The organism is Sebaldella termitidis ATCC 33386 (genome assembly GCF_000024405.1).
GTDB lineage: Bacteria > Fusobacteriota > Fusobacteriia > Fusobacteriales > Leptotrichiaceae > Sebaldella > Sebaldella termitidis.
Genome location: NC_013517.1, coordinates 3,772,973 through 3,794,797, shown reverse-complemented (window position 1 = coordinate 3,794,797; position 21,825 = coordinate 3,772,973). Strand labels below are relative to the sequence as shown.

Sequence of the window (21,825 nt, the reverse complement as noted above, 5' to 3'; positions counted from 1 at the left end):
TATAAAACTATTTAAAAAAATATAAAATCTAAAAAAACGAAAAATAAGGGATAAACAAGAATATATAAAAAACAGTGATGTTTTTATAAAACGAGATTTATGATATAATATAAGAAAATTCCTGAAAGGAACACTAATGAAAAAAATAATAAAAGCAAGTGCCGGAACAGGAAAAACTTACAGTCTGGCTTTGGAATATATAAAAGAGCTGATTCTGGGGACTGATTTCAGGAAAATATATGTAATGACATTTACCAAGAAAGCTACTTCTGAAATAAGAGAAAGAGTGCTTTTATTTCTGGAGGAAATATCAGAGGGTACAGAAGCAGGGGATGAGATACTGGAAAATATAAGGAAGTCAGATCCGGGACTTACAGTTAACCAAGAAAAAATGAAAATAATATACAAAGATATTATTTATAATAAAGATAAAATAAAAATATATACAATTGATTCATTTATAAAAATTATTTTTGACAGAATTGTAGCTGAAAAAAAACATATTTATACATATAATACAGATAATGATGAAAATAAGGAAGTAATAGAAAATGTACTTGCAGAGCTTATTTCAAACAGATATCACATGGAAAAGGTAAAAAGCTTTCTATTGAAAGAAAGAAGAAGAAATCTTGAAGAGTATGAAGAGCTGATAGATCAGCTGATAAAAAACAGGTGGAAATTCGAATTTATCGGAAATGAGAGAAAAACAAGAAAGAAGTATAAGGTTGAAACAGCTGATCTTCTTTATGAAACCGAAAAGCTGCTGCTTGTTTCGGATGAGGTGATAATGCTTTCGGAATTCAGCAGAGAGGAAGTCTTGAAGGAGCCTTTTTTGTCTTATAATAGTTTTTTGGATTCAAATGATAAGGAAAAATATTTTTTGAAAAATATAAGGGAATTTTTAAAGGCTACCAGTGATATAATATGGAACGGAAGAAAAATAAAAGGAAATAAATACAAGGAAGCAGCAGAAAATTTTAAGGAAGAATACAGGAATTATAAGAAAATTCTTGCAAAGTATATATTTAATGAGGAAATCATCAGCTATGAAAAGGATTATTTTGAAATTTCCGATATAATTTTTGGTATATATGATCAGATAAGATTTTCGGAAAAGTCGTTTAATAATAGTGACAGGACAATATACACATATAAGCTTCTTATGGAAAATAACAGATATATAAATAACGGAAAAGTAACAGAGGAATTTTATGATTTTTTTGGAAATGAGATAGAGACTGTTTTTATAGATGAATTTCAGGACACAAGTGTACTTCAGTGGAGAATTCTTCGGGCGATAGTAGAGGGAAGTAAAAATGCAGTCATTGTTGGGGATGCCAAACAGTCTATTTACGGCTGGAGAGACGGTGAGAAAAAGCTCTTTGAAAATCTGGAAAATATACTGGACGGAGAGGTAAATGTAAATTCACTTGCAAAAACTTACAGGACAAAAGAAAAAGTTATGATATTTTTGAATAAATTCTTTAATAATATAAATGATACATGGAATTATGAAGAAGTAGAGTATAATTCCCCGGAAGGATATGTAGAACTGAATGCATATAATAACGATGATCCTGAAACAGATACAATAGAAGAAATATTAAGCGATATAACAGCTTCCCTGAAAGAAAACGGAAATTACAGGAATACTGCGGTTATCGCAAGAAAAAACAGTGAACTGGCCAATATAGCCGCTTATCTGGAAACAAACAAGATACCCTTTATACTGGAAAGCAACAAGACTCTGAAAGAATATGAAGAAACCGAAGCGGTATTTTATTTATTTCATTTTTTGGTTTACAAAGATTTTATATCTCTTGTAAAATTTCTGAGAAGCAGCTTTATAGATATAAATGCAGAGGATCTAAGGTATATACTGGAAAATAAATATAAGATTCAGGGATACCTTGAGGGCAGGTCAGAAAAACCCGGTGTACTTGAAGATTTTTTTAAAAAGCTGGTTATAGCGGAGAAAATGGAGTATACTGATAAGGTAAGGTATATATTTGAAAATTTTAATATCATAAAAGAAGAAAAAAGCAGTATTGTGTATAAAAATATTCTGTATCTTTATAATCTAATGCTCAAATTTGAGTCTATGGAGGATTTTTTGAGTAAAACAGAGGAGAATAAAGAGCTGCTGTCAATTCAGGGACTTAATGAAACTAATGCCGTAATATTAACAACAATACATAAGTCAAAAGGGCTGGAATACAATACAGTTTACTATCTGATAGATTCTTCGGGGAAAAAGGGAAATAACAGGGGAGGACTTGAATTCATCACTGAGCTTGACAAAACTTTTACCAAAGTGGAGGACTACATAATCTTTAACAGCAGAAACAGAGGAATCACAGAGTTATTGGATGAATACAGAAAATTTCCCAAAAACAGTGATCTAAAAGAGGAAGACGAAAAAATAAATAATCTTTATGTTGCACTTACAAGAGCAAAATCGAATTTATATATTTTTTATTATACAGGAAAAAAAGGATTTAGAAATGACAATCTGGAAAATGCCCTTTACAAAGCCTCGGGTCTTGAAATAGAAGAGGTAGCAGGCTCTTTTTATACAGACGGAGTATATCAAAATAAAGAGGAAGAGAGTAAAAGGCCGGAGAAAAAAGAAATAAATATAAAGAAATATTTTATAGAAAATAAAAAATATGATAAAATAGTAAAAAGTACAAAATCATTAGAAATAGAAAATTCAAGAAAAGAAGGATTAGCTATTCATTATTATTTTGAAAATATAAAGTATGCGGGTGAGGAAGAAAGATATTTTGCCAGATCCCAGGTATTTCAAAAATATGGAAATATGCTGGGAAAGTCAAAGCTGGAAGAAATATTTAAAAGAGCAGATAATTTTATTTTTGGTAATAAGGAGCTTTTTTATAAGACATGGGAAGTTTTTAATGAATTTGAGATTACAGACGGTGTGACAGGTGAAGTTTTCAGGATAGATAAATTACTATTGGACAGAACTGGCAAAAAGGCAGTTATTTTAGATTTTAAAAGCGGAGAAATCCATAATCAGGAGCAGATTTTAAAATATGAAAAAATATTAAAAGAAAAACTTCCGGATTATGATTTCAGAAAAGAGTTCATCAGATTATAGTAAAGGAGTAAGAATGAGGAAGTTTCTAGTAACGTTGATTTTAGTTTCAACAGTAATTTCTTGTAGTAAAGACGATGGAATGGACGATAACATTCTAAACGGTACCTATGCAAAAAAATTTAATATAATTCATTATAAAACGAATCCTATGTATGATGTAGATAAAAAAACTTTTGAAATACTCAGTTTTGATTATGCCAAAGATAATGAGCACATATATTTCGGAAACAAAATAATAGCGGGAGCAGATATAGAAAGTTTTGTTCTTGTGGGCGATTATATGTCAAAAGATAAAAATCATGTATATTACCGGGAAATGATTCTGGAAGGAGCAGATCCGGAAACATTTTTTGCAATAGGCGGGGAGATTCCGAAATATTTTTCAGACAGAAAAAAAATATACAACAGAGAAGGAAAACCTTTGAATATTAATATAAGTAAATTCAGAATATTACTGGAAAACTATGTTATAGATGATAAAAATGTATATTACGACGGAAGAAAGATAAGCGGGGCAGATATAAATACTTTTGAGCCTCTTTCGGATACATATTCCAAAGACAGTAACCGTGTATATATGGAGAATCGTGTATTAGAGGACGCAAATCCTGCTACATTCGTAATAGTAGCAGACCAGAGCAGAAAGAAAAGCGAAATATACACTAAGGATAACAGATATGTTTATTATTACGGAGAAATTATGGAAGGGGCAGACCCTGAAACATTTGTTCAGATAGGGAATATATATGCCAAAGATAAAAATCATATTTATGAATCTAAACAGATTCTGGATATTGATATGAAAAATTATAAGATTTGGGAAAACGGGATTTACATAAAAGATAAGACGAAGGTTTACTGGGGAGGTACACCTGTAGAAGGTGTCGATGTTGAAACCTTTGAGGAGCTGGGTGAAGAAAATCTGGCCAAGGATAAAAATCATGTTTACAGTGGCGATTCAGTGCTTGAAAAGCTTGATCCCGCATTGCTGAAATATATAGGCGGACCATATTATCTTTATAAAAATAATATTTTATATTTGGGAAGTGCATCACTTTTGGGTAAAAAGCGAAAGCTCGAGACAGATATAGACGGGAAAAATTATGTGTACATGGGCGATGAGCTTATCAAAGACAAAAAACATGTGTATTATGCCGGGCAGAGATTAAAAGAAGTCAAGCCGGAAGAATTGAATACAGCTGATGATGCAAGAAAGCTCAAGAAGAAAATAATAGACGGACTTTTAGGGATACAAAAACAAAGAAAGTAAAAAAAGTAAAAAAGGAGAAAAAGTTATGGGTAGAAATTTTAGATTTTTAGTATTTATGCTTTTTTTTACAGTTTTGGCATTTGGTGATGCAAAAACTGTTCTTTCAGGCGGACCTGTGGAGCTTAGTCCTTCATCTATAGTTAAAACAGTAAGACCTGAGAGTAAATTTTTTGATATAATTACACTCACTAATCGTACAGATAAAAAATTAAAGCTTTGGATAGAAAGCTCGCTTTTTTATATTGATGATAATGGAAATAAGTACGAAGTGGAGCTGAAAAAGAAAACTTCATGGAGCTTTAGTCCTGTTATTGGCGTAGGAATAGGGATAGGTTCAGGGGGAAGAACACGGACTGGTACCGGAGTAGGCGTAGAAGTTTCACCTGACGGGAGAAACAGCAAATATGTGATAGAAACAGCATCAGGACTGAATTTTAAACCTAATGAGGAAAAAACTCTCACTGTAAATTTTGATATTTCTGATTTAAGAGTGAAAAATAATAAAAATATGCGCATTACGGAAGGAAAGCTTACAGGTGAGCTTGTCCTTGAGGATCGGAGCAAAACTTATTCAAATATTATAATACCAATAGAAATAAATATAGAATAAAATATTTGGCGGATATCCCTGAAAGGTTATAAATAATCTCTTTCAGGGATTTTTTACTATATGTTTTTTATAATAATATTTATTTGAAAACTATGTTATAATGTAGTAGAATATAGTCTAAATTTAGAAATTTTTAAAGACTGTAGATCGAATATTTATTTTGAACTGCGGTCTGTGAAAAGATCAAAAATTAAAAATAACAGTATTAAAACAATATCAAGGAGGAATTATGAAAAAAATTTTATTATTTTTAATGAGTATCACGCTATTATTTGTGATTACAGGCTGTAAAGGGAAAAAAGCACTTACTGCTGATGAATTTAAAAATAAGATGACACAGGAAGGATATCAGGTACAGGATATTTCTGAAAAATATGTAGGAAAAGGTGCTAAAGCAGTTTTAATAGCAAAGAAAGACGGGTATCAGATAGAATTTTTCGTTACTGAAAATAAAGATTACGCTGTGGGCTCGTATAATCTGAATAAAGAAAAATTTGAGAAAACTAAAGGAAATGCTATGGTGGAAACTCAAAAATCTATGGGGAATGTATCTAAATATACACTAAAAAGTAATTCTACGTATAAAGTCGTATCAAGAGTAGGAGAGACTTTTATTTATATAAATGCTCCGGGTGCCAAAACAGATGAAATAAATGAAGTCCTGAAAAAACTGGGTTATTAATTTTTTGCCGTAATATATTCAAAATCTTTGAGGCAAAGAATTATACTCTGGGAGTTTTCGGGTATTTATGATTATAAAATCTGGAATAAAAAAGAAGAGACATTATTTTAAACTTTTGTCTCTTCTTTTTTAATTTCGTACAGGCAGGAGAATTATTTTTTATTCGTTATTTCATAATCATCATCTGCAATATTGCCCCACATATAAATATGATTTTGATCTCTTACAAAATTGTCATCTAAAACTTCAAAAGTATCCGGATCAGAACCTTTTACATCCTGTCCGTCATAGTAAAGAGAATTTTTATCAGCAGCATATCCGTTATTTAGAACACGGAAAGTTTTTATATCAGAATTTTTTATAATTGTTTTCAGATAGTACACATTTTTTTTATCCTTTGCATATGAAAAATCCAGTGTTTCAAAGCTTGGAGCATCTGCTTTATCAATAATAGCTCCTTCAAAATACACATGATTTGCGTCTTTGGCATATAAACCGGAAAGAGTGTGAAAACTTTCCGGAGCTGCACCTTTAATTTTTTTATTATAGATATAAACAGAATTTTTATCTTTTGCATAAAAAATATTCAAAGCCTTGAAGCTGTCAAAATCAACATTTTGAAATATTTTATCCCCGAAATATATATGCTTATCATCTTTTGCATAAAAGCCTGATAATGCAGAAAAAGTATCTTTGTCAACATTTTCGAGTATATCTTCAAAGAAATAAATATTATTTTTATCCTTAGCATAAAACTGACTCAGAACAGTAAAGGAAATATAATCGGCAATTTCAATTTTATACGGATGGGAAGCATCATCAACAAAATAAACAGAGTTATTTTTGGTTATATAACAGTTATAACAGTCGTCTATCATATGCTCTTCATGTGAAGCAGCATAAAAAACCAGTGAAACTCCCATAAAAATCAATAAACATAATTTTTTCACAGTACACCTCTTAAGTAAATTTTTTTTAAATATGCCGGAAATTGCTTCCGGACGCTCTGTCATGGAATATTGTATTTATCATTTATCCATGCAGCTTTTTTTAATTTTGGAACAGACTCAGGTTCCATAGGAATTTTATAAATAAGAAAATTTATTAAAATTTTTCTGTTACAGATCCGAGTATTTGTGCAAAAGCATCAGGATTTAGATTTTTTAACGAAGAATATTCGCCGTGTCCTAATTCCACTAAAACAGGTTTTCCGTCTGCATAAGCAGTGTCAAGTGTGAAAAAGTTCAGATTTAGAGCAGGAATAGCAGTATTTATAACTGATATAAGAAATTCTGTCTCTTCTTTTTCTGAATTATCCTGAGGGAAAACTATAATATTATTATTTATTGCAAAACAGAAGAAGCGTTTTTCATTTTCCACTTTTACTGCGGGTTTAAAAATTAAGCCGTCACGGAATTTTCCAGTATGACTTGCCATCTTTGATAACAAAACACTTAATTCTTCTGCTGATGAAATAACAGGGTTGGTTTCTGATTTTACTCCGTCCTTTACAAAGAGAAGATTTCCGAGTTTCGGTACTGTCAGTGAGTATAGTTTTTCACTCAGTATATCAAAAGATTTTGAATCAATACTCTGGATACTATTCAAAAAATCATTATTATATAAAATTGTGGGGCCTATAATGTATGGCTCCAGTAATTCTGTCCAGAAAAAACCGCTGTTTGCTGTTTTTGCCTGAATATGGTCAGAGAACCAGCGGTACTGCGGGAAAATATATGAGGGATGATCCTCGGGTTCCAGCATCCATCCTCTGTATAAAAATATATACCGGTCATTTTCAGATAATTTACTGAAAATAAGCTTTTTTTCATATTCATCATACAAACCTGTTTCAATACAAGATATTTTAGAAACGGCATTGTATTCCTCGAGCCAGTCAGGGTCAACAATATTTTTTAACGGATATTTGGGATAGATAAGCATTATCCGCATGTTTATTCCTCGCTTTCCTGTGTTATTTATAATAAATTTTAACTTAAAGCCGGAGAAAAGTCAATTTAATCAGAAAAATAAGCATTAATAAGAGAAAAAAATTACGGAATAAAGGTTCATAAAATAATAAAAACATAATGCTTGCCATAACAAAATAAATAAATATAGAAAAAAATATAAGGTTATGCTATAATATTTTCATAGAAAAAGATTTAATTGTTAATTGGAGGAAAAATGAGATTATCCAGAAATGAACAGGACTATTTAAAAGGAATATATCTGCTTTCAGAAGAAGAAGAATTCGTATCAGTAAAGAAGATAGCCGGTTATCTGAATATATCAGTTCCTTCGGCAAATGAGATGATAAAGAGACTGGAGAAAAAGTTTCTTGTTAATCATTATGCGTATAAAGGAATAAAACTTACCGAAGACGGAAAATATGAAGCATTATTTATATTGAAAGCACACAGGGTCTGGGAATATTTTCTTGTGAATAAACTGGGATATCAGCTGGATGACGTTCATGATGATGCCGAGCTGCTGGAACACAATGCTTCTGCAAAACTGGTAGAGAGACTTTATAAATATCTGAGAGAACCTGCTGTCTGCCCGCACGGCAGTGAAATTCCAAATATAATTTTCTGGGAAGAAGAATCAAAGCTTTATAAAATGTCAGATGTAAAATGCGGAATGGTAGGAGAGCTTATTCTTACAGATGAAACAGCAGAAAAGTATATAGAGGAATTTGGAATAAAAAATTTTAAATGGGTAGAAATTCTGAAAAGAATGAAAACTGATAATACCATTATTATAAGAGTGGAAAATAACTGGAATAATCTGGTGCTGTCTGAGAAAATACAGGAGCATTTCAGATTAAGAACATTAGATGCATAATTTTAAGGAGGAAATATGTTAGAAAGTATTAAAACAGTAAATCCTGTACTTCAGGCTTTATTCGCGACATTATTTACATGGTTTCTTACTGCGCTGGGATCAGCCATGGTAATATTTTTTAAGGATATAAAAAGAGGAATACTGAATGCTATGCTGGGCTTCGCAGCAGGTGTGATGATAGCTGCGAGTTTCTGGTCGCTGCTGGCACCTGCTCTGGAAATAGCCGAAGAAAACGGTGATATAGCATGGGTACCCGTAGCAGGCGGATTTCTTGCAGGCGGACTGTTTCTGCTTGTAGTAGATAAGATTCTTCCGCATCTTCATATGGGACTGGATACAAAGAAAGCAGAAGGGATAAAAACAAGCTGGCAGAGAAGCATACTTCTTATTTTGGCTATAACTCTTCATAATATACCGGAAGGACTTGCAGTAGGAGTGGCATTCGGAGCGGCAGCCCTGAACGGAGCAAACGGCAGTTATCTTGGAGCAATGACTCTTGCATTGGGAATAGGAATACAGAATTTTCCCGAAGGTGCGGCAGTGTCGATTCCCCTTAGACGTGAGGGAATGTCCAGAAGAAAAAGCTTTTTTTACGGACAGATGTCGGGAATAGTTGAACCTATAGCAGGTGTTATAGGAGCCTTATTTGTAATAAAAATGACTACACTTCTGCCTTTTGCACTGGCATTTGCAGCAGGTGCAATGATATTTGTGTGTATAGAGGAGCTTATTCCGGAAGCACAGAGGGATGAAAAGACAGATTCGGCAACAGTAGGAGCAATGCTTGGTTTTACTATAATGATGATACTGGATGTAGCATTGGGATAGATAAAGTCTTTAATTCAGAGAGGTAAGCCAAATGAAGAAACCAAAAAACTATAAAAAAATGTTTGCTGTTTTTGGACCTGCATATCTCGTAGGGGTAGGCTATATGGATCCGGGAAACTGGGCCACTGATATTGCCGGAGGAAGTAAGTATGGCTATCAGCTGATATGGGTATTATTAATGTCTAATATTATGGCAGTTGTATTACAGGTGTTGTGCACAAAAATAGGAATAGTAACAGAAAGAGATCTTTCACAGCTCTGCAGAAGGGAATATCCGAGAAAAACTTCGTTTACTCTGTGGGTTTTGGCAGAAATAGCCATAATCGCCACAGATCTTGCAGAAGTTTTAGGGACTGCAATAGGTCTGAATCTTCTGTTTCATGTTCCTATACTGGCCGGTATAATAATAACTGCTTTTGATACCTTGATTATTCTGGCGCTGCACAAAAGCGGAAAGCGTACAATTGAAATAATTATAATAAGTCTTGTAAGTATTATAGCGATGAGTTTTCTGGCGGAGCTTCTCATTGTAAAGCCGGATATGGGCGAGGTTGTTTATGGTTTTATTCCGAGACTTTCGGATTCCGGTGCTCTGTATATTGCCATCGGAATAATAGGAGCTACTGTTATGCCGCATAATTTATACTTACATTCCAATATTGTCATAAATAAAATGAAAATATCCAAAAAAGAAAAAATGAAATATAATAAAATAGATTCAATAGTGGCGCTGAATCTTGCATTTTTAGTAAACAGCGCAATTTTGATACTGGCAGCTACCACCTTTCACAAAAAGGGTTATTTTGGAATAGAGGAAATACAGGATGCTTACCATCTACTGGAGCCTCTGCTCGGGACAAAGCTGGCTCCGGCATTATTCGGAATAGCACTTCTTGCTGCAGGACAGTCTTCCACAATTACCGGAACAATGTCAGGCCAGATAGTGATGGAAGGATTTATAGACATGAAAATAGCACCGTGGAAAACAAGACTGGCTACAAGACTGCTGGCTGTGATACCTGCTGTTATTATAATAGTAATAGGCGGCTCACAGGAAACCGGAGATCTTCTCATACTAAGTCAGGTGCTTCTCAGTATCCAGCTTCCTTTTGCAGTAGTTCCGCTTATTCATTTTGTCAGCAGCAGCAGACTAATGGGAAGATATGTTATAGGAAATTTTACCAAAACAGCTTCATGGGTAATTGCTTTTATCATAATTTTATTAAATATAAAATTAGTATTTGATATAGCTGACACACAGCTTGAGTCGGGAATATTTCTTTTGGGATACTTTCTTTATGCTTTGCTGATTGCTGCACTGATTTTTCTGGGATATATATTCTATTATCCGATAAAAAACAGAAAGAATATAAAGTAATTTACATTTAGTATATTTTGTGATATTATCTTTATAAAACAGGCGTTAAAAAGGAGAAGAGAATGAAAAAAATAGTATTTGCTATGTTATTTTTTATAGGGCTGTTAGGTTTTTCGGAAACAGTAAAATCGGGAGTTTACTCTAATGGAAAAGATTACACAAACGGAGGAATATATTATATATTTACTGCTGACGGGGAAAAAGTAATAGTCTATGACGGATATGTCAGACCTGACGGAGCACCTGATGCTGTACCCGGTGACATAATGAGATTGTATCTGGGAATATCAGAGGGAAAAAAAGGAACCCTGGTAAGCACAAACAGCAGAATGTATGCATTTGGAGTAGGTTCAGAAAGTAACGATATTACAACATTTAATGTTTCAAAAAAAGATTTGAAAGTAAGCGGAGATAAAAAAGCATACAAATTCTTAAGAGAACTTACAGAGGATGATCGTGACAGAATATATGAAATATTGAATAATCTCGGAGTAAAATAAATATTAATATAGAAATCGTTTCAGAATACAGAAATTCTGGGGCGTTTTTTAATTTCGGCAGCCGCCGGAGCTTTTTACATATGTTTTGTTATTACGAAAATTTATAGTATAATGAAGCTGTGAAATTCAATATAAGATGGCTAATTGCCGGAAAGGGTGATGTATGACTGAAGAATGTAAATTTATAGCTGACTTTCTGGGGTGTGAATACGAAATATTTGAAAATGAAGAAAATGATACAGGGATAATTAATAAATTCAGAGAATGGAGCAGTCAGGGCAGGGAAGAGGGCTTTTATCCCGTAATTATAATACCAAGTGATATACTGGCAGAAGCGCTGGAACTTGCTCTTGAAGACAGGGAAATGGAAAACAGCAGGGAAGAAATAGAGAAGTACAGAGAAGAGATAATTAAAGAAGCAGAATCAATTGATGTGAAAAAATTTTTAGATGAAAGGTTTTCGGAATATTCAGAAATGCATGAAGATATGGATATAATGGGAGAATTTCTGGAAACAGAGCCTTGTCATGGTTTTTATTCGCATATAGATAAAGCAGCTCCGTATAATGAAATACTTTTGGTAAAAATACCTGTGAAAAATCCTTGGGAAATAGCAGCATGGATTCCTATGGGTGGTTTTAACGACTGTCCGGAGCCGGCGGCACAGGCAGCAGTTTTTCGTTATTGGTATGAAAAATATAAGGCTGTACCTGCAGTAGTGACTTATGATGTATGGGAATTGAAGGCGGAGAATCCTCCGAAAACCGAAGAAGAAGCAGAAAGCCTTGCAAAAGAGCAGTTTTCTTTTTGTTATGATATAGTTATGCAGGCAGCAAGGGGCTGGGACAGAATAAGAGCCTTGGCAAGTACATTAAAGAATTCTTCTGCATGGTATTTCTGGTGGGATTAATCAGAAAAACAGATATATAAATATATTAGCAGCCTGTGAACAGCATTCTGTTTGAGATTTTATCCGAATGCCGGAAAACAAAAGAATTTTTCTGCTTTGTAAAGGAGGACATATTTATGGCGCTGTCGGAGATACTTACCGGAGCTTTTTCCGGAGATGCGAGTACATTGGAAAATATAAAAAATAACTATGAAATTTGTTCTAAAACTGATAAACTACTATCAGAAACTTATAATGAAAAAGCTGCTGGAAATAATCTTACACATTACGGTTACCAGATAAAAATACTTGCGGATTATATTTCGGAAAATTCATTTGATTATGAAGTATTTAAAGAAATCTGGATTGAAAATATGATTTCATATGACGGATATATTGATGAAGCTTCGTCTAAATCTTTGGAGTATTATAAAAACGGATATCTGTTCGGATATGAGTCAGAGGAACTGGGAGGTGCGGCAAGAATCGGACCGGTTATGCATTTTGAGAAGGACAGGGAGACCGCTCTGGAGAAAGCTTTGGAGCAGACACAGGTAACTCATACAAGCTACAGATCACTTTTAGTTACAGAATTCCTAGTGAAGTTTCTTTATAAAATATGTGAGCTGTTTAATATCAGGGAAGCGGCTGAATCCACTGTAAAGAGCTTTAGAAATGATGTGAAAAAATACGAATATCTGGAAAAGGCATATTCCCGGGCAATAAAGTATCAGGATTGTAATTTTGAGGAAATAGAAAATAAATCCGGTATTTTTTTTAAAAATGATGAATTTCCCGTAATACTGTATATATGTATAAAATATAGCAGCTTTGAGGAAGCACAGTATGCTAATATAAGAATTAAGGGAGATTTTGCAGTCAGAGGAATTATACTGGGGATGATATTCGGGGCCGCCAGCTGATAACCGGTATAATTAAAGCAGGAGACAGGGAGTCGGATAAATGAAAGGAAGATTCAGCGGGGTTTTATCCAAAGAAGAAGAGTTTTTGGATAAATATGTATTTTATGATCTGGAAGATTTGAATGACGGATTTGATTCGCCGTCAATCAAGTATTTTAGTAAGGATGATTTTGAAAAAATATTGGACAGAGCAGAATTTTACGGACTAAAAATTTTTGGTATCGAGCCGTGGCCGGACAGACAGTTTTTTAATGTGAGAGTCTATGAAGAATATGATACTTCTGCGGATAATCCGGAATGGTACAGAGATGCATATGACCGGTTTCTTGAAGAAGGAGTAACTTCTTATTTTTCAGCTACTTACGGCGTACCTGAGAATTTATTAAAAAAATTTTTGATATAAAACTATATGTTATCTCTAAATGGGATAATAAACGAAAGGATTAGTGAAGTGCATGAAAATTAGTGATTTTTTAGATGAGAACAGAATAATATTAGATTTGAGAGCAAAAACAAAAGAGGAATTGCTAAACGAAATGGGGGAAACATTTAAAAAAACTGGTGTTGTAGATGACAGCGGTTATGCAAGATTTATAGAAAAGCTGAATAACAGGGAAGAAACTTGTTCTACAGGATTTCAGGACGGAGTGGCAATACCCCATATGAAAGCAAGAGCAGTAAAGAAAATATCTCTGGCTTTTGGTATTTCAAAAGAAGGAATAGATTTTGACGCTCTTGACAAGAAGCCGTCGAAAATATTTATTATGATTGCAGCGCCAAAGGAAAATCCAAACGAATATCTGAATCTTCTTGCCAAGGTTTCTGAGATTTTTCTTGATGAAAACAATATAAAAAAGGTTATGGAAGTGAAGACCAAAGAAGAGTTATACGAAATTCTTGATAAATATGAAGCATAAACAGGAAAAAGCTGTCTTTAAAATTAGAAAAGACAGCTTTTTTATAATAGATATTTAATTCCTTCAAAACCGGGCATAATAAGACATGCTTTTGATTTTTAAACGGGTTATAATATTATCATAAAGGAGAAAAAAATGAACTGGATAAGTGCTTTAAACAATGCTTTGGAATATATAGAAAACAATCTTGAAAATGATGTGAAAATAAAAAAAATAGCTCAGATATGTCTATGTTCGGAATATAATGTACAAAGGGTTTTCTCGATAATTTCGGGAGTAACTCTCGGAGAGTATATAAGGAACCGCCGTCTTTCAAAAGCGGCTGTGGATATAAGAGAAACCAATATGAGAATAATAGATATAGCATTTAAATATAATTATGAATCAGCAGATGCTTTCTCAAAGGCTTTCAAAAATTTTCACGGAATTTCTCCAAAGGACGGAAGAGTGAGAAGCAATGAATTGAAAACTTATCCAAAGCTTCATTTCTCCATGATAATTAAAGGAGGAAAAGAAATGAAAAACAGAATAGCAGAAAAAGGGAAATTAAGGGTAATTGGCATGAAGCGTACATATAAAAATGTGGAAGAGGGTATGGAAAATATTCCCAAATTCTGGATAGAATTCAATGCTTCTAAGGAGTGTACAGAAATGTGCAGTAAAATGGACGGGGAGCTGAAAGGATTTCTGGGATTATGCATACCACATGAAACAGGTGCAGGATATGATTATATGATATGTATAAACAGCAGTGCCGAAGCAGGCGGTGAATTGGAAGAATATGAAATTCCCGATGCAAAATGGATGATTTTTGAAGCCAAGGGAAAGCTTCCAGAATCTGTTCAGTCTGTAACAAAGCAGATTTACGAGGAAGTGTTAACAGGATCGGAATATAAACATGACAATAAGCCGGATTTTGAATTATATTTATCCGGTGATATAGAAAATGAAGATTATATCACAGAAATATGGATTCCTGTGGTAAAAGCATAGGGAAAATAAAAAAGATATGCTGTAATAGTGCAGAATCTTATTAAAAATAAAATCCGGATTTATTAAATGCCGGATTTTTTTATATAAAGGAAAAACAAAGCCGGCAGGTGTATAATATCTGTAACGAAAACTTTCAAAACAGTGCAGAAAAATAGCAAATAAAATATTGAAAACATACCTTATATATTATATACTAAATATAATGGAGGTATTATGAAATCTAAATCAATAGTGGTAGGAATAGCAGGAGGAACCGGTTCAGGGAAGACAAGTGTAGCGCACTATATTCTGGAATATCTGAAAAATTATGAAATAAATCCGGTATTACTGGAACAGGACTCTTATTATGTAAAAAATGATCATCTTTCATTCTCTGAAAGGGTGGAGCTAAACTATGACCATCCGGATTTGATTGATTTTCCGCTGTTAATTCAGCATATAAAAGAATTAAGCGCGGGAAATGAAATAGCAAAGCCTATTTATGATTTTAAAATTTATAATAGAAAAAATGAAGTGGAAATAGTAAAACCTTCGAAATTAATTATGGTAGAGGGAATATTATTATTTACACTTGAAGAGTTAAGAAGCCTTTTTGACGTAAAAGTTTTTGTGGATACTGATGACGACGAGAGACTTCTGAGAAGAATAGAACGTGATATGAAAGAACGCGGCAGAAGTTTCGACAGCATAAAAGACCAGTACAGAAAAACTGTAAAACCAATGCATCTGGAGTTTGTAGAGCCCAGCAAAAGATATGCCGATGTTATTATTCCACGCGGCGGCAACAATAAAATAGGAATAAAAATGGTAGCGACAAGGCTGAAGCATCTGCTGTCGAGTATGAACAATACATAGTATTAAAAAAATCTAATCATAAATAAAAGGAGCGATATACATGGCGAAAATAGCGGTAATTGGCGGGGGAGCGGCAGGAATGATGTTCTCTACACAATATAAAAAAATGAATCCCGGTGATGAGATATTTATTTTTGAAAAAACACCGTATGTAGCATGGGCAGGCTGTCCTACACCTTACTATATTGCAGGTGAGCTGGGATTTGGAAGTGTTGTTCTGGGGACACCTGATGAATTCAGATCAAGAGGGTTAAACGTTCTGGTAAATCATGAAGTGAAGAAAGTAGATTTTGAAAAAAAAGAGCTGGAAATAAGCGGTTCTGATATAAACGGCGCTTTTCAATATGATAAGTTAATTCTGGCTTTCGGTGGAAAATCTTTTGTACCTAATATAAAGGGATATAAAGACGGACTGGAAAATGTATTTACACTTTCTCATGCAGTACATGCTGAAAAAATAAAGAAATTCCTTGATACAAGAAATGATATCAGAAAGGCTGTAGTAGTAGGCGGAGGCTTTATAGGAATGGAGATGGCCGAAGCTTTCAAAAAAAGAGGTCTTGATGTCACTATACTTGAAAAAATGGGAGACATACTTCCTACAGTAAGCAGCAGCATGAAAGAACCCATAATAAAAGAAATGGCGGCAAAAGGCGTAACACTGAAGCTGAATTCCGGAGTAACGGAAGTAAAATCAGAAGACGGAAAGGCTACTGCCCTTGTATTGGAAAACGGCGAAGAGGTAAGCTTTGATATTGTGTTATTCAGTATAGGAATAACTCCGAATATTGATTTTATAGAAAACAGCTGTATCGAAACAAAGAATGGAAAAGTAATAGTAAATGACAAATTTGAGACAAATACTAAGGATGTATATGCTTTGGGTGATGCCATATATACGAGAAATATACTTACAAATGAATATTTATATGCTCCTTTCGGAGATGTGGCAAATAAAGAAGGAATGATTCTGGCAAAGTATCTGTCAGGACAGGATGTGTCATGGAGAGGGGCACTCAGAAGCTATGCGTCTTCTTTTTACGAAATAAGAATAGCACAGACAGGGCTTACTCTGGATGAAGCAAAAAGACACGGATATAATGCCGACAGGCTGGAAATGAGAGCCATGACAAAGAATTCGGATTTTGAAGATTCTAAACCTAATAAGGTAGAGATGATATATGATAAAGACAGAAAAGTACTGCTGGGCGGAACGGTAACAGGACATGAGGCAGTAGCACAGTTTCTGGATCAGATAGCAATAGTAATAAATTTTGAAATTCCTGTGGAAAAATTCATAGAAATAGACTTTGCTTATTCTCCTACTAACTCAAGCGTATGGAATCCCCTTTTAGTAGCCTACAGAAAATTAATTAAATAGAGGAGAAAAGAAAAAGTGAAAAGGTTAAGAAATTTTTTTATAACATCAATAATAGGCGGACTTCTGGTAATTCTTCCTGTGGCTCTGCTGTTATGGATATTCAGCATTGTGGTAAATTTTGTAATAAAGTACATAAGTCCGGTAACTAAACTGGTGTCTATGTTTATAATAGATGTCAGAATACTTCCGGTAATAATAGCTGTGGCAATAGTAGTGTTAATCTGTTTTTGCGTGGGCTTAATAGTAAAAACCAAAGTGGGAAACTGGGTTCATAATAATATAGAAGTAAAGCTTCTGGCAAAAATTCCCGGTTATAACATGGTAAAAGGGGCATTGGGTCAGATACTTTCTACTGAACGTAAAACAAGACCTTTTTCTAAGGTAGTGTTGTTCAAGCTGTATAATAACGATATTCTGATGACAGGAATAGTAAGTGACGACGATCATGAAGAGTATGTTACTATTTTTTGTCCTACGGCGCCTAATCCTACTTCGGGATTCATATATCATGTGCCCAGAGAAAGAGTATTTCCTCTGGACGAAGGAGTGGAAAATACTATGAGGACAGTATTATCCGGCGGTTCCGGGTCAAGTGTACTGATAGAAGAGTATCTTGAAAAATATGTTAGAAATAAAGAAAATAAATAGTATGGAAAAATGACCTTTATTAAAAATACAGGTCATTTTTTAATAGAATATAAAAATAATATTGAAAAAATACTTTATTTAAAAAAATATATAGTAGAATATGTAAAAAATAAAAGGAGAGAAAATGAAAAACTTTATTGTATTTCAGCGTTAATGTTTTTACCATTAATAGTATTAGCAGTTTCACCATTAGGAACAGCATGTTGGAGACCATAATTATTTCTAATGTCTTTGAATATTTTTCTTATTATATGCTCCAAAATATCTGTATTTTCTTTTTTGCTGCCTTTCTCTATCTCCTTCTCTTTTTTAACTCAAATTATAGAATAAGGTATATACTTTGTTTTAAAAATATGTTAAACTTTCTAAAGTTGTAATAAGAAAGGGGGAGTTAAGATAAGTAGGGAAAATAAAGATTTTCTGATAAAGGGAACTGAATTAACCTGTGATAAAGGCCGATCAATAAGTAAATTTCAAGTATCAGAAAAAACAATCCAGTTTCAAGGGTATAGTGTAGCAAACCAAACAGATAATGTGGCAGGAGAACATATAAAATCTTTTGGTAATTGTAGTGTAACGGGTTCTTGTAAAATGGAAACAGATTTATACGGGCAGTTTCTCATCTGGTTTGAGACATATTCAAAGGTTATTTTAGGTAATGCTGAAGCATTACTTGAGGATAGCTATTGTTTCTGTCCTTATGGTGGGAAAATCACGATATTTGATAGTAAACAAATTGATAATGCAATTGCAATGACAGAAATTTTTGGAGAAACTTCCGAGACATTAGAAGCATTAGAAAAGAGTTTTGATTTTTTACAGGAAGGAATGATACAGCAGCTAGAAACAGTTTTTGATGAGTTTGCGGAAAGTTTTTATAATAGCGAAGCAGAAAAAATAAGAAATAATATTAATAATCCTTATATGCAAAATAATATAAATTATGGATATCCAAGTGGAGAAGCTAGGGAAAGAATGGAAGAGCTTGACAGGATAAAAAAAAGAGATTATCAGCATAGTCAGAGGAAAGCAAGGGAATTAAATTTAAATAATACTTATATGCAAATGCAGACAGGATTAAGTGAGCAAATGCTTGAAGCATATTTAAGAAGCGAAGTTAAACCGAATACGACTCCACCAGAATTTGGAATAAGAGAGCTTTTTAGAAGAGGAACAAGCCGTGAAGGAATAGGAGAACTTTATAGTAAGGGGATGGATTCGCAAAATAAAAAAATGTTACCGGGACTTTTGGGTGGTGACCCGGAGATTGCTGCAAATCTTGCAGGATATACTTATTTTTCACAAGATGAAGTTCAAAAAATAGTTGAATCACTTACACCTGATGGAAAAGCAGCATATTTATTACATACTAGAAAAAATATGGCGCTAACTAAATTTCAGTCAGGAATTGAATTAGGACAGCAGATATATGCAATTCATAAAAGTTTAAAAGGCGGGAAGGTAAAAACTGGAAAAATAAAAAATGAATTAACACAACTTGATGATGAAATTACTAAAAAATATGAAAATTCTTTAAAATCATCACAAGTAAAAAATACTGAACGGGCTTCAAAAGAGTTGTTGGATAAAGTAAGTTCTAGAAGAGATGTTGTATATGCTAAGCCAGGAACAGATGATCTTCTGTATTTAGAAATGTCAAATGCAGATGGTTTAGCTGGTGGTGAGTTTAATACTGATATTTTACTTAGAGAGAATCCGTCCAGATTAACTGTAGTAGAAGAATTTTTACATGGAACCCAAGTAAAACATGCAAAAGGGAATAAGATTCCCCTCAAACCAAGCTTTGACGTTAACAGAACCTATGAAATTAAAGTAGAACGGCATGTAAGAGATTTTATGTATAGGCATAGGCAAATGATTGGATTTGACGAGATAGAAATAAAAGTTTTAAAAGGGGAATTAGATTATTGGAATAGCGTAAAATTAATAGAATAGGATGTGATAAAATGAGTATTTTAAACATAGAAGGAATATTTAATGTTTTTAAGGAATGGAGAATTATTATTAATGAAGAAGTTTTTCAAAAAATAAAAGATAAAGAAATGGATCAAATGATTTATTTATTAGATTCTAATAATATAGTTATTGCTAAAGCTATTTTTGTTAGGCCTGTCAAGCCTCTTCCAAATGGTAAAACTAGTATCAGTTTGGTTATAAAAGAAATTATGAATAAATCTGAAATAAAAGATACTGTATTTTTTATTTTTAAAGAGGATTTAAGTGAATAGAATGATCAAAAAACTTTGGTCACAAATGGGGCAATGCAAGCAGATAAAAACAATCTTTTTATTCCAGAAATGATAAGAGAAGCTGAACAGCTTCTCTTTTTTTGTCAGTAAATTCAAGGGCTGACCGATGTTTTACCTGAGAATATAAATACTGTACTTATTAAAATAATATTGGTATACTATAACAACAGGAGATAAAAAATTAAACAATAAATATATGGAGGTCAGCATGAAAGATAAGATTTTTGAAATATTAGAGAAAAAAAAGGCGTTTGACCATGCAATAGCACTGCTTCACTGGGATCTGGAAACAGAAGCACCAAAAATGGCATTAGAAAAAATAGCAGCAACTATGGGTTTTTTGAGTGCTGAAAGCTACAGTTTGATAATAAATGATGATTTTAAGGATATGCTTTATAATATAGAAACAGAATCTTTGTCAGATCTTGATAAAAAGGTAATAGAAACTCTTAGGAAAGATTTTGAAAAGCTGGAAAAAATACCAAAAGAGGAGTATGTAGAATATTCACAGCTTACGGTAGAGGCTACCTCAAAATGGGAGGAAGCTAAAAATGCTGATGATTTTGAGATATTTAAGCCGTATCTAGAGAAAATAATAAATTTTAACAAAAAATTTATAAAATACAGAGGATACAAGGATCATCCTTATAATACACTTCTTGATGACTATGAAGAAGGAATGACAGTGGAAAAAACAGATGAATTTTTCAAAAAAATAAAACAGGAATTAATACCTTTGATAAAAAAAATAAATACCCTGAATAAAGGAGACAATAAGTTAAAAGGCGTATTTAATACAGATAAGCAAAAGGAATTTTCAAAATTTCTTGCTGAATATATAGGATTTGATTTTTCAAAAGGGGTAATAAAAGAGAGTGAGCATCCTTTTACATTGAATTTTGACAATAAAGATGTAAGAATAACTACGCATTATTATGAAAGTGATCCCTTGAGTGCGGTATTCTCTACAATACATGAGGGAGGACATGCTATATATGAGCAGAATATAAAGGATGAAATTTCCAAAACAATTTTGGGTGAAGGGACTTCAATGGGTGTACATGAATCACAGTCAAGAATGTATGAAAATATGTTCGGAAGAAATCTGAATTTCTGGATTCCTGTTTATCCCAAGCTGCAGGAAAAATTTCCCGAGGAGCTCGGGGATATATCACTTGAAAAGTTTTACAGAATAGTAAATGACTCTAAGTCTTCTTTGATAAGAATAGAAGCAGACGAGCTTACTTATCCGATACATGTACTAATTCGTTATGAACTGGAAAAAGAAATTTTTGAAACAGATGTGGATATAAACGAGCTTCCTAAAAAATGGGCTGACAAATATGAGGAATATTTGGGAATAAGACCTGAGACTTTTAGAGAGGGAATATTACAGGATGTTCACTGGTCAGGAGGGTCATTCGGGTACTTCTCGTCTTATGCTCTCGGCAGTGCTTATGCAAGTCAGTTTTATCATGCAATGTGTGCTGAATTCGATGTAGAAAAAGAACTGAAAAGTGGAAGCTTTGAAAAAATAAATACTTATCTGAGAGAAAATATTCATCAGTACGGAAAATATAAAAATCCGGAAGAAATAATAATGGATACCACAAAAGAAAAATTTAATCCTAACTACTATATAAACTATCTGAGAGAGAAATACGGAAAGCTTTATGTACTTTGTAATTAAAAAGCAGTGCATATTTAAAG

22 protein-coding genes are annotated in these 21,825 nt (G+C 33.2%); 20 read left to right on the top strand and 2 right to left on the bottom strand.

Features of this window, described 5'->3' with window-relative positions:
• The first annotated feature begins 136 nt into the window (after positions 1-136).
• The 4 genes from STERM_RS17675 (at position 137) to STERM_RS17660 (ending at position 5,686) form a co-directional block, all read left to right on the top strand.
• Complete coding sequence (locus tag STERM_RS17675) at positions 137-3,124, top strand: UvrD-helicase domain-containing protein (protein ID WP_012862994.1); 2,988 nt, start codon at positions 137-139, stop codon at positions 3,122-3,124.
• A 13-nt stretch (positions 3,125-3,137) separates the two neighbouring features.
• Positions 3,138-4,394, top strand: a complete 1,257-nt coding sequence (locus STERM_RS17670; protein WP_012862993.1) for a DKNYY domain-containing protein — start codon at positions 3,138-3,140, stop codon at positions 4,392-4,394.
• A gap of 25 nt (positions 4,395-4,419) precedes the next feature.
• A complete protein-coding gene (locus STERM_RS17665) occupies positions 4,420-5,004 on the top strand; it encodes a hypothetical protein (protein WP_012862992.1) in 585 nt (194 codons plus the stop codon).
• Positions 5,005-5,233: 229 nt separating this feature from the next.
• On the top strand, positions 5,234-5,686 hold the full coding sequence (locus STERM_RS17660; RefSeq protein ID WP_012862991.1) for a hypothetical protein: 453 nt from the start codon (positions 5,234-5,236) through the stop codon (positions 5,684-5,686).
• Positions 5,687-5,838: 152 nt separating this feature from the next.
• On the opposite strand, the gene STERM_RS17655 is transcribed toward STERM_RS17660, so the two are convergent.
• Together STERM_RS17655 and STERM_RS17650 are read right to left on the bottom strand one after the other, a co-directional pair.
• Complete coding sequence (locus tag STERM_RS17655; protein WP_012862990.1) at positions 5,839-6,636, bottom strand: DKNYY domain-containing protein; 798 nt, start codon at positions 6,634-6,636, stop codon at positions 5,839-5,841.
• Between the two features lie 154 nt (positions 6,637-6,790).
• Entirely contained in the window at positions 6,791-7,639 is an 849-nt protein-coding gene (locus STERM_RS17650; RefSeq protein ID WP_012862989.1) for a hypothetical protein, read from the bottom strand.
• A gap of 234 nt (positions 7,640-7,873) precedes the next feature.
• Here STERM_RS17650 and STERM_RS17645 point away from each other — a divergent pair, with 234 nt between their 5' ends.
• The 16 genes from STERM_RS17645 (at position 7,874) to STERM_RS17570 (ending at position 21,805) form a co-directional block, all read left to right on the top strand.
• Positions 7,874-8,533 carry a metal-dependent transcriptional regulator gene (locus STERM_RS17645; RefSeq protein WP_012862988.1) on the top strand — a complete coding sequence of 220 codons (660 nt, stop codon included), beginning with the start codon at positions 7,874-7,876 and terminating at the stop codon, positions 8,531-8,533.
• Positions 8,534-8,548: 15 nt separating this feature from the next.
• Positions 8,549-9,361: a ZIP family metal transporter gene (locus STERM_RS17640; RefSeq protein WP_012862987.1), complete on the top strand. Its 813-nt coding sequence runs from the start codon at positions 8,549-8,551 to the stop codon at positions 9,359-9,361.
• A gap of 31 nt (positions 9,362-9,392) precedes the next feature.
• Positions 9,393-10,739 carry an Nramp family divalent metal transporter gene (locus tag STERM_RS17635; RefSeq protein ID WP_012862986.1) on the top strand — a complete coding sequence of 449 codons (1,347 nt, stop codon included), beginning with the start codon at positions 9,393-9,395 and terminating at the stop codon, positions 10,737-10,739.
• 62 nt (positions 10,740-10,801) lie between these two features.
• Entirely contained in the window at positions 10,802-11,239 is a 438-nt protein-coding gene (locus STERM_RS17630) for a hypothetical protein (RefSeq protein ID WP_012862985.1), read from the top strand.
• A gap of 163 nt (positions 11,240-11,402) precedes the next feature.
• The gene (locus STERM_RS17625) at positions 11,403-12,149 is read left to right on the top strand and encodes a DUF4253 domain-containing protein (RefSeq protein WP_012862984.1); all 747 of its coding nucleotides are present in this window, start codon (positions 11,403-11,405) and stop codon (positions 12,147-12,149) included.
• Between the two features lie 116 nt (positions 12,150-12,265).
• Positions 12,266-13,051 (top strand): ADP-ribosylglycohydrolase family protein, encoded by a 786-nt coding sequence (locus STERM_RS17620; protein WP_012862983.1) that lies wholly within the window; start codon positions 12,266-12,268, stop codon positions 13,049-13,051.
• A gap of 40 nt (positions 13,052-13,091) precedes the next feature.
• Complete coding sequence (locus STERM_RS17615; protein ID WP_012862982.1) at positions 13,092-13,454, top strand: hypothetical protein; 363 nt, start codon at positions 13,092-13,094, stop codon at positions 13,452-13,454.
• Positions 13,455-13,506: 52 nt separating this feature from the next.
• On the top strand, positions 13,507-13,968 hold the full coding sequence (locus tag STERM_RS17610) for a PTS sugar transporter subunit IIA (protein ID WP_012862981.1): 462 nt from the start codon (positions 13,507-13,509) through the stop codon (positions 13,966-13,968).
• A gap of 135 nt (positions 13,969-14,103) precedes the next feature.
• Positions 14,104-14,961, top strand: a complete 858-nt coding sequence (locus STERM_RS17605) for an AraC family transcriptional regulator (protein ID WP_012862980.1) — start codon at positions 14,104-14,106, stop codon at positions 14,959-14,961.
• 213 nt (positions 14,962-15,174) lie between these two features.
• Positions 15,175-15,816 (top strand): uridine kinase, encoded by a 642-nt coding sequence (gene udk, locus STERM_RS17600; protein ID WP_012862979.1) that lies wholly within the window; start codon positions 15,175-15,177, stop codon positions 15,814-15,816.
• Between the two features lie 40 nt (positions 15,817-15,856).
• Complete coding sequence (locus STERM_RS17595) at positions 15,857-17,197, top strand: FAD-dependent oxidoreductase (protein WP_012862978.1); 1,341 nt, start codon at positions 15,857-15,859, stop codon at positions 17,195-17,197.
• Between the two features lie 15 nt (positions 17,198-17,212).
• A complete protein-coding gene (locus tag STERM_RS17590; RefSeq protein WP_012862977.1) occupies positions 17,213-17,845 on the top strand; it encodes a DUF502 domain-containing protein in 633 nt (210 codons plus the stop codon).
• A gap of 9 nt (positions 17,846-17,854) precedes the next feature.
• A complete protein-coding gene (locus tag STERM_RS22320; RefSeq protein ID WP_041310104.1) occupies positions 17,855-18,061 on the top strand; it encodes a hypothetical protein in 207 nt (68 codons plus the stop codon).
• A gap of 180 nt (positions 18,062-18,241) precedes the next feature.
• Positions 18,242-19,801, top strand: a complete 1,560-nt coding sequence (locus tag STERM_RS17580; RefSeq protein WP_081439666.1) for a PAAR-like protein — start codon at positions 18,242-18,244, stop codon at positions 19,799-19,801.
• A gap of 11 nt (positions 19,802-19,812) precedes the next feature.
• Positions 19,813-20,094, top strand: coding sequence for a hypothetical protein (locus STERM_RS17575; RefSeq protein ID WP_012862975.1), 282 nt, complete (start codon positions 19,813-19,815; stop codon positions 20,092-20,094).
• Positions 20,095-20,323: 229 nt separating this feature from the next.
• Positions 20,324-21,805: a carboxypeptidase M32 gene (locus STERM_RS17570; RefSeq protein ID WP_012862974.1), complete on the top strand. Its 1,482-nt coding sequence runs from the start codon at positions 20,324-20,326 to the stop codon at positions 21,803-21,805.
• The last annotated feature ends 20 nt before the right edge of the window (positions 21,806-21,825 follow it).

Bases quoted from the DNA above. Each gene is read 5' to 3' on its own strand.
- STERM_RS17675 (WP_012862994.1), top strand. From the start codon at position 137: ATGAAAAAAATAATAAAAGCAAGTGCCGGAACAGGAAAAACTTACAGT.
- STERM_RS17670 (WP_012862993.1), top strand. From the start codon at position 3,138: ATGAGGAAGTTTCTAGTAACGTTGATTTTAGTTTCAACAGTAATTTCT.
- STERM_RS17665 (WP_012862992.1), top strand. From the start codon at position 4,420: ATGGGTAGAAATTTTAGATTTTTAGTATTTATGCTTTTTTTTACAGTT.
- STERM_RS17660 (WP_012862991.1), top strand. From the start codon at position 5,234: ATGAAAAAAATTTTATTATTTTTAATGAGTATCACGCTATTATTTGTG.
- STERM_RS17650 (WP_012862989.1), bottom strand. From the start codon at position 7,639: ATGCGGATAATGCTTATCTATCCCAAATATCCGTTAAAAAATATTGTT.
- STERM_RS17645 (WP_012862988.1), top strand. From the start codon at position 7,874: ATGAGATTATCCAGAAATGAACAGGACTATTTAAAAGGAATATATCTG.
- STERM_RS17640 (WP_012862987.1), top strand. From the start codon at position 8,549: ATGTTAGAAAGTATTAAAACAGTAAATCCTGTACTTCAGGCTTTATTC.
- STERM_RS17635 (WP_012862986.1), top strand. From the start codon at position 9,393: ATGAAGAAACCAAAAAACTATAAAAAAATGTTTGCTGTTTTTGGACCT.
- STERM_RS17630 (WP_012862985.1), top strand. From the start codon at position 10,802: ATGAAAAAAATAGTATTTGCTATGTTATTTTTTATAGGGCTGTTAGGT.
- STERM_RS17625 (WP_012862984.1), top strand. From the start codon at position 11,403: ATGACTGAAGAATGTAAATTTATAGCTGACTTTCTGGGGTGTGAATAC.
- STERM_RS17620 (WP_012862983.1), top strand. From the start codon at position 12,266: ATGGCGCTGTCGGAGATACTTACCGGAGCTTTTTCCGGAGATGCGAGT.
- STERM_RS17615 (WP_012862982.1), top strand. From the start codon at position 13,092: ATGAAAGGAAGATTCAGCGGGGTTTTATCCAAAGAAGAAGAGTTTTTG.
- STERM_RS17610 (WP_012862981.1), top strand. From the start codon at position 13,507: ATGAAAATTAGTGATTTTTTAGATGAGAACAGAATAATATTAGATTTG.
- STERM_RS17605 (WP_012862980.1), top strand. From the start codon at position 14,104: ATGAACTGGATAAGTGCTTTAAACAATGCTTTGGAATATATAGAAAAC.
- udk (WP_012862979.1), top strand. From the start codon at position 15,175: ATGAAATCTAAATCAATAGTGGTAGGAATAGCAGGAGGAACCGGTTCA.
- STERM_RS17595 (WP_012862978.1), top strand. From the start codon at position 15,857: ATGGCGAAAATAGCGGTAATTGGCGGGGGAGCGGCAGGAATGATGTTC.
- STERM_RS22320 (WP_041310104.1), top strand. From the start codon at position 17,855: ATGACCTTTATTAAAAATACAGGTCATTTTTTAATAGAATATAAAAAT.
- STERM_RS17575 (WP_012862975.1), top strand. From the start codon at position 19,813: ATGAGTATTTTAAACATAGAAGGAATATTTAATGTTTTTAAGGAATGG.
- STERM_RS17570 (WP_012862974.1), top strand. From the start codon at position 20,324: ATGAAAGATAAGATTTTTGAAATATTAGAGAAAAAAAAGGCGTTTGAC.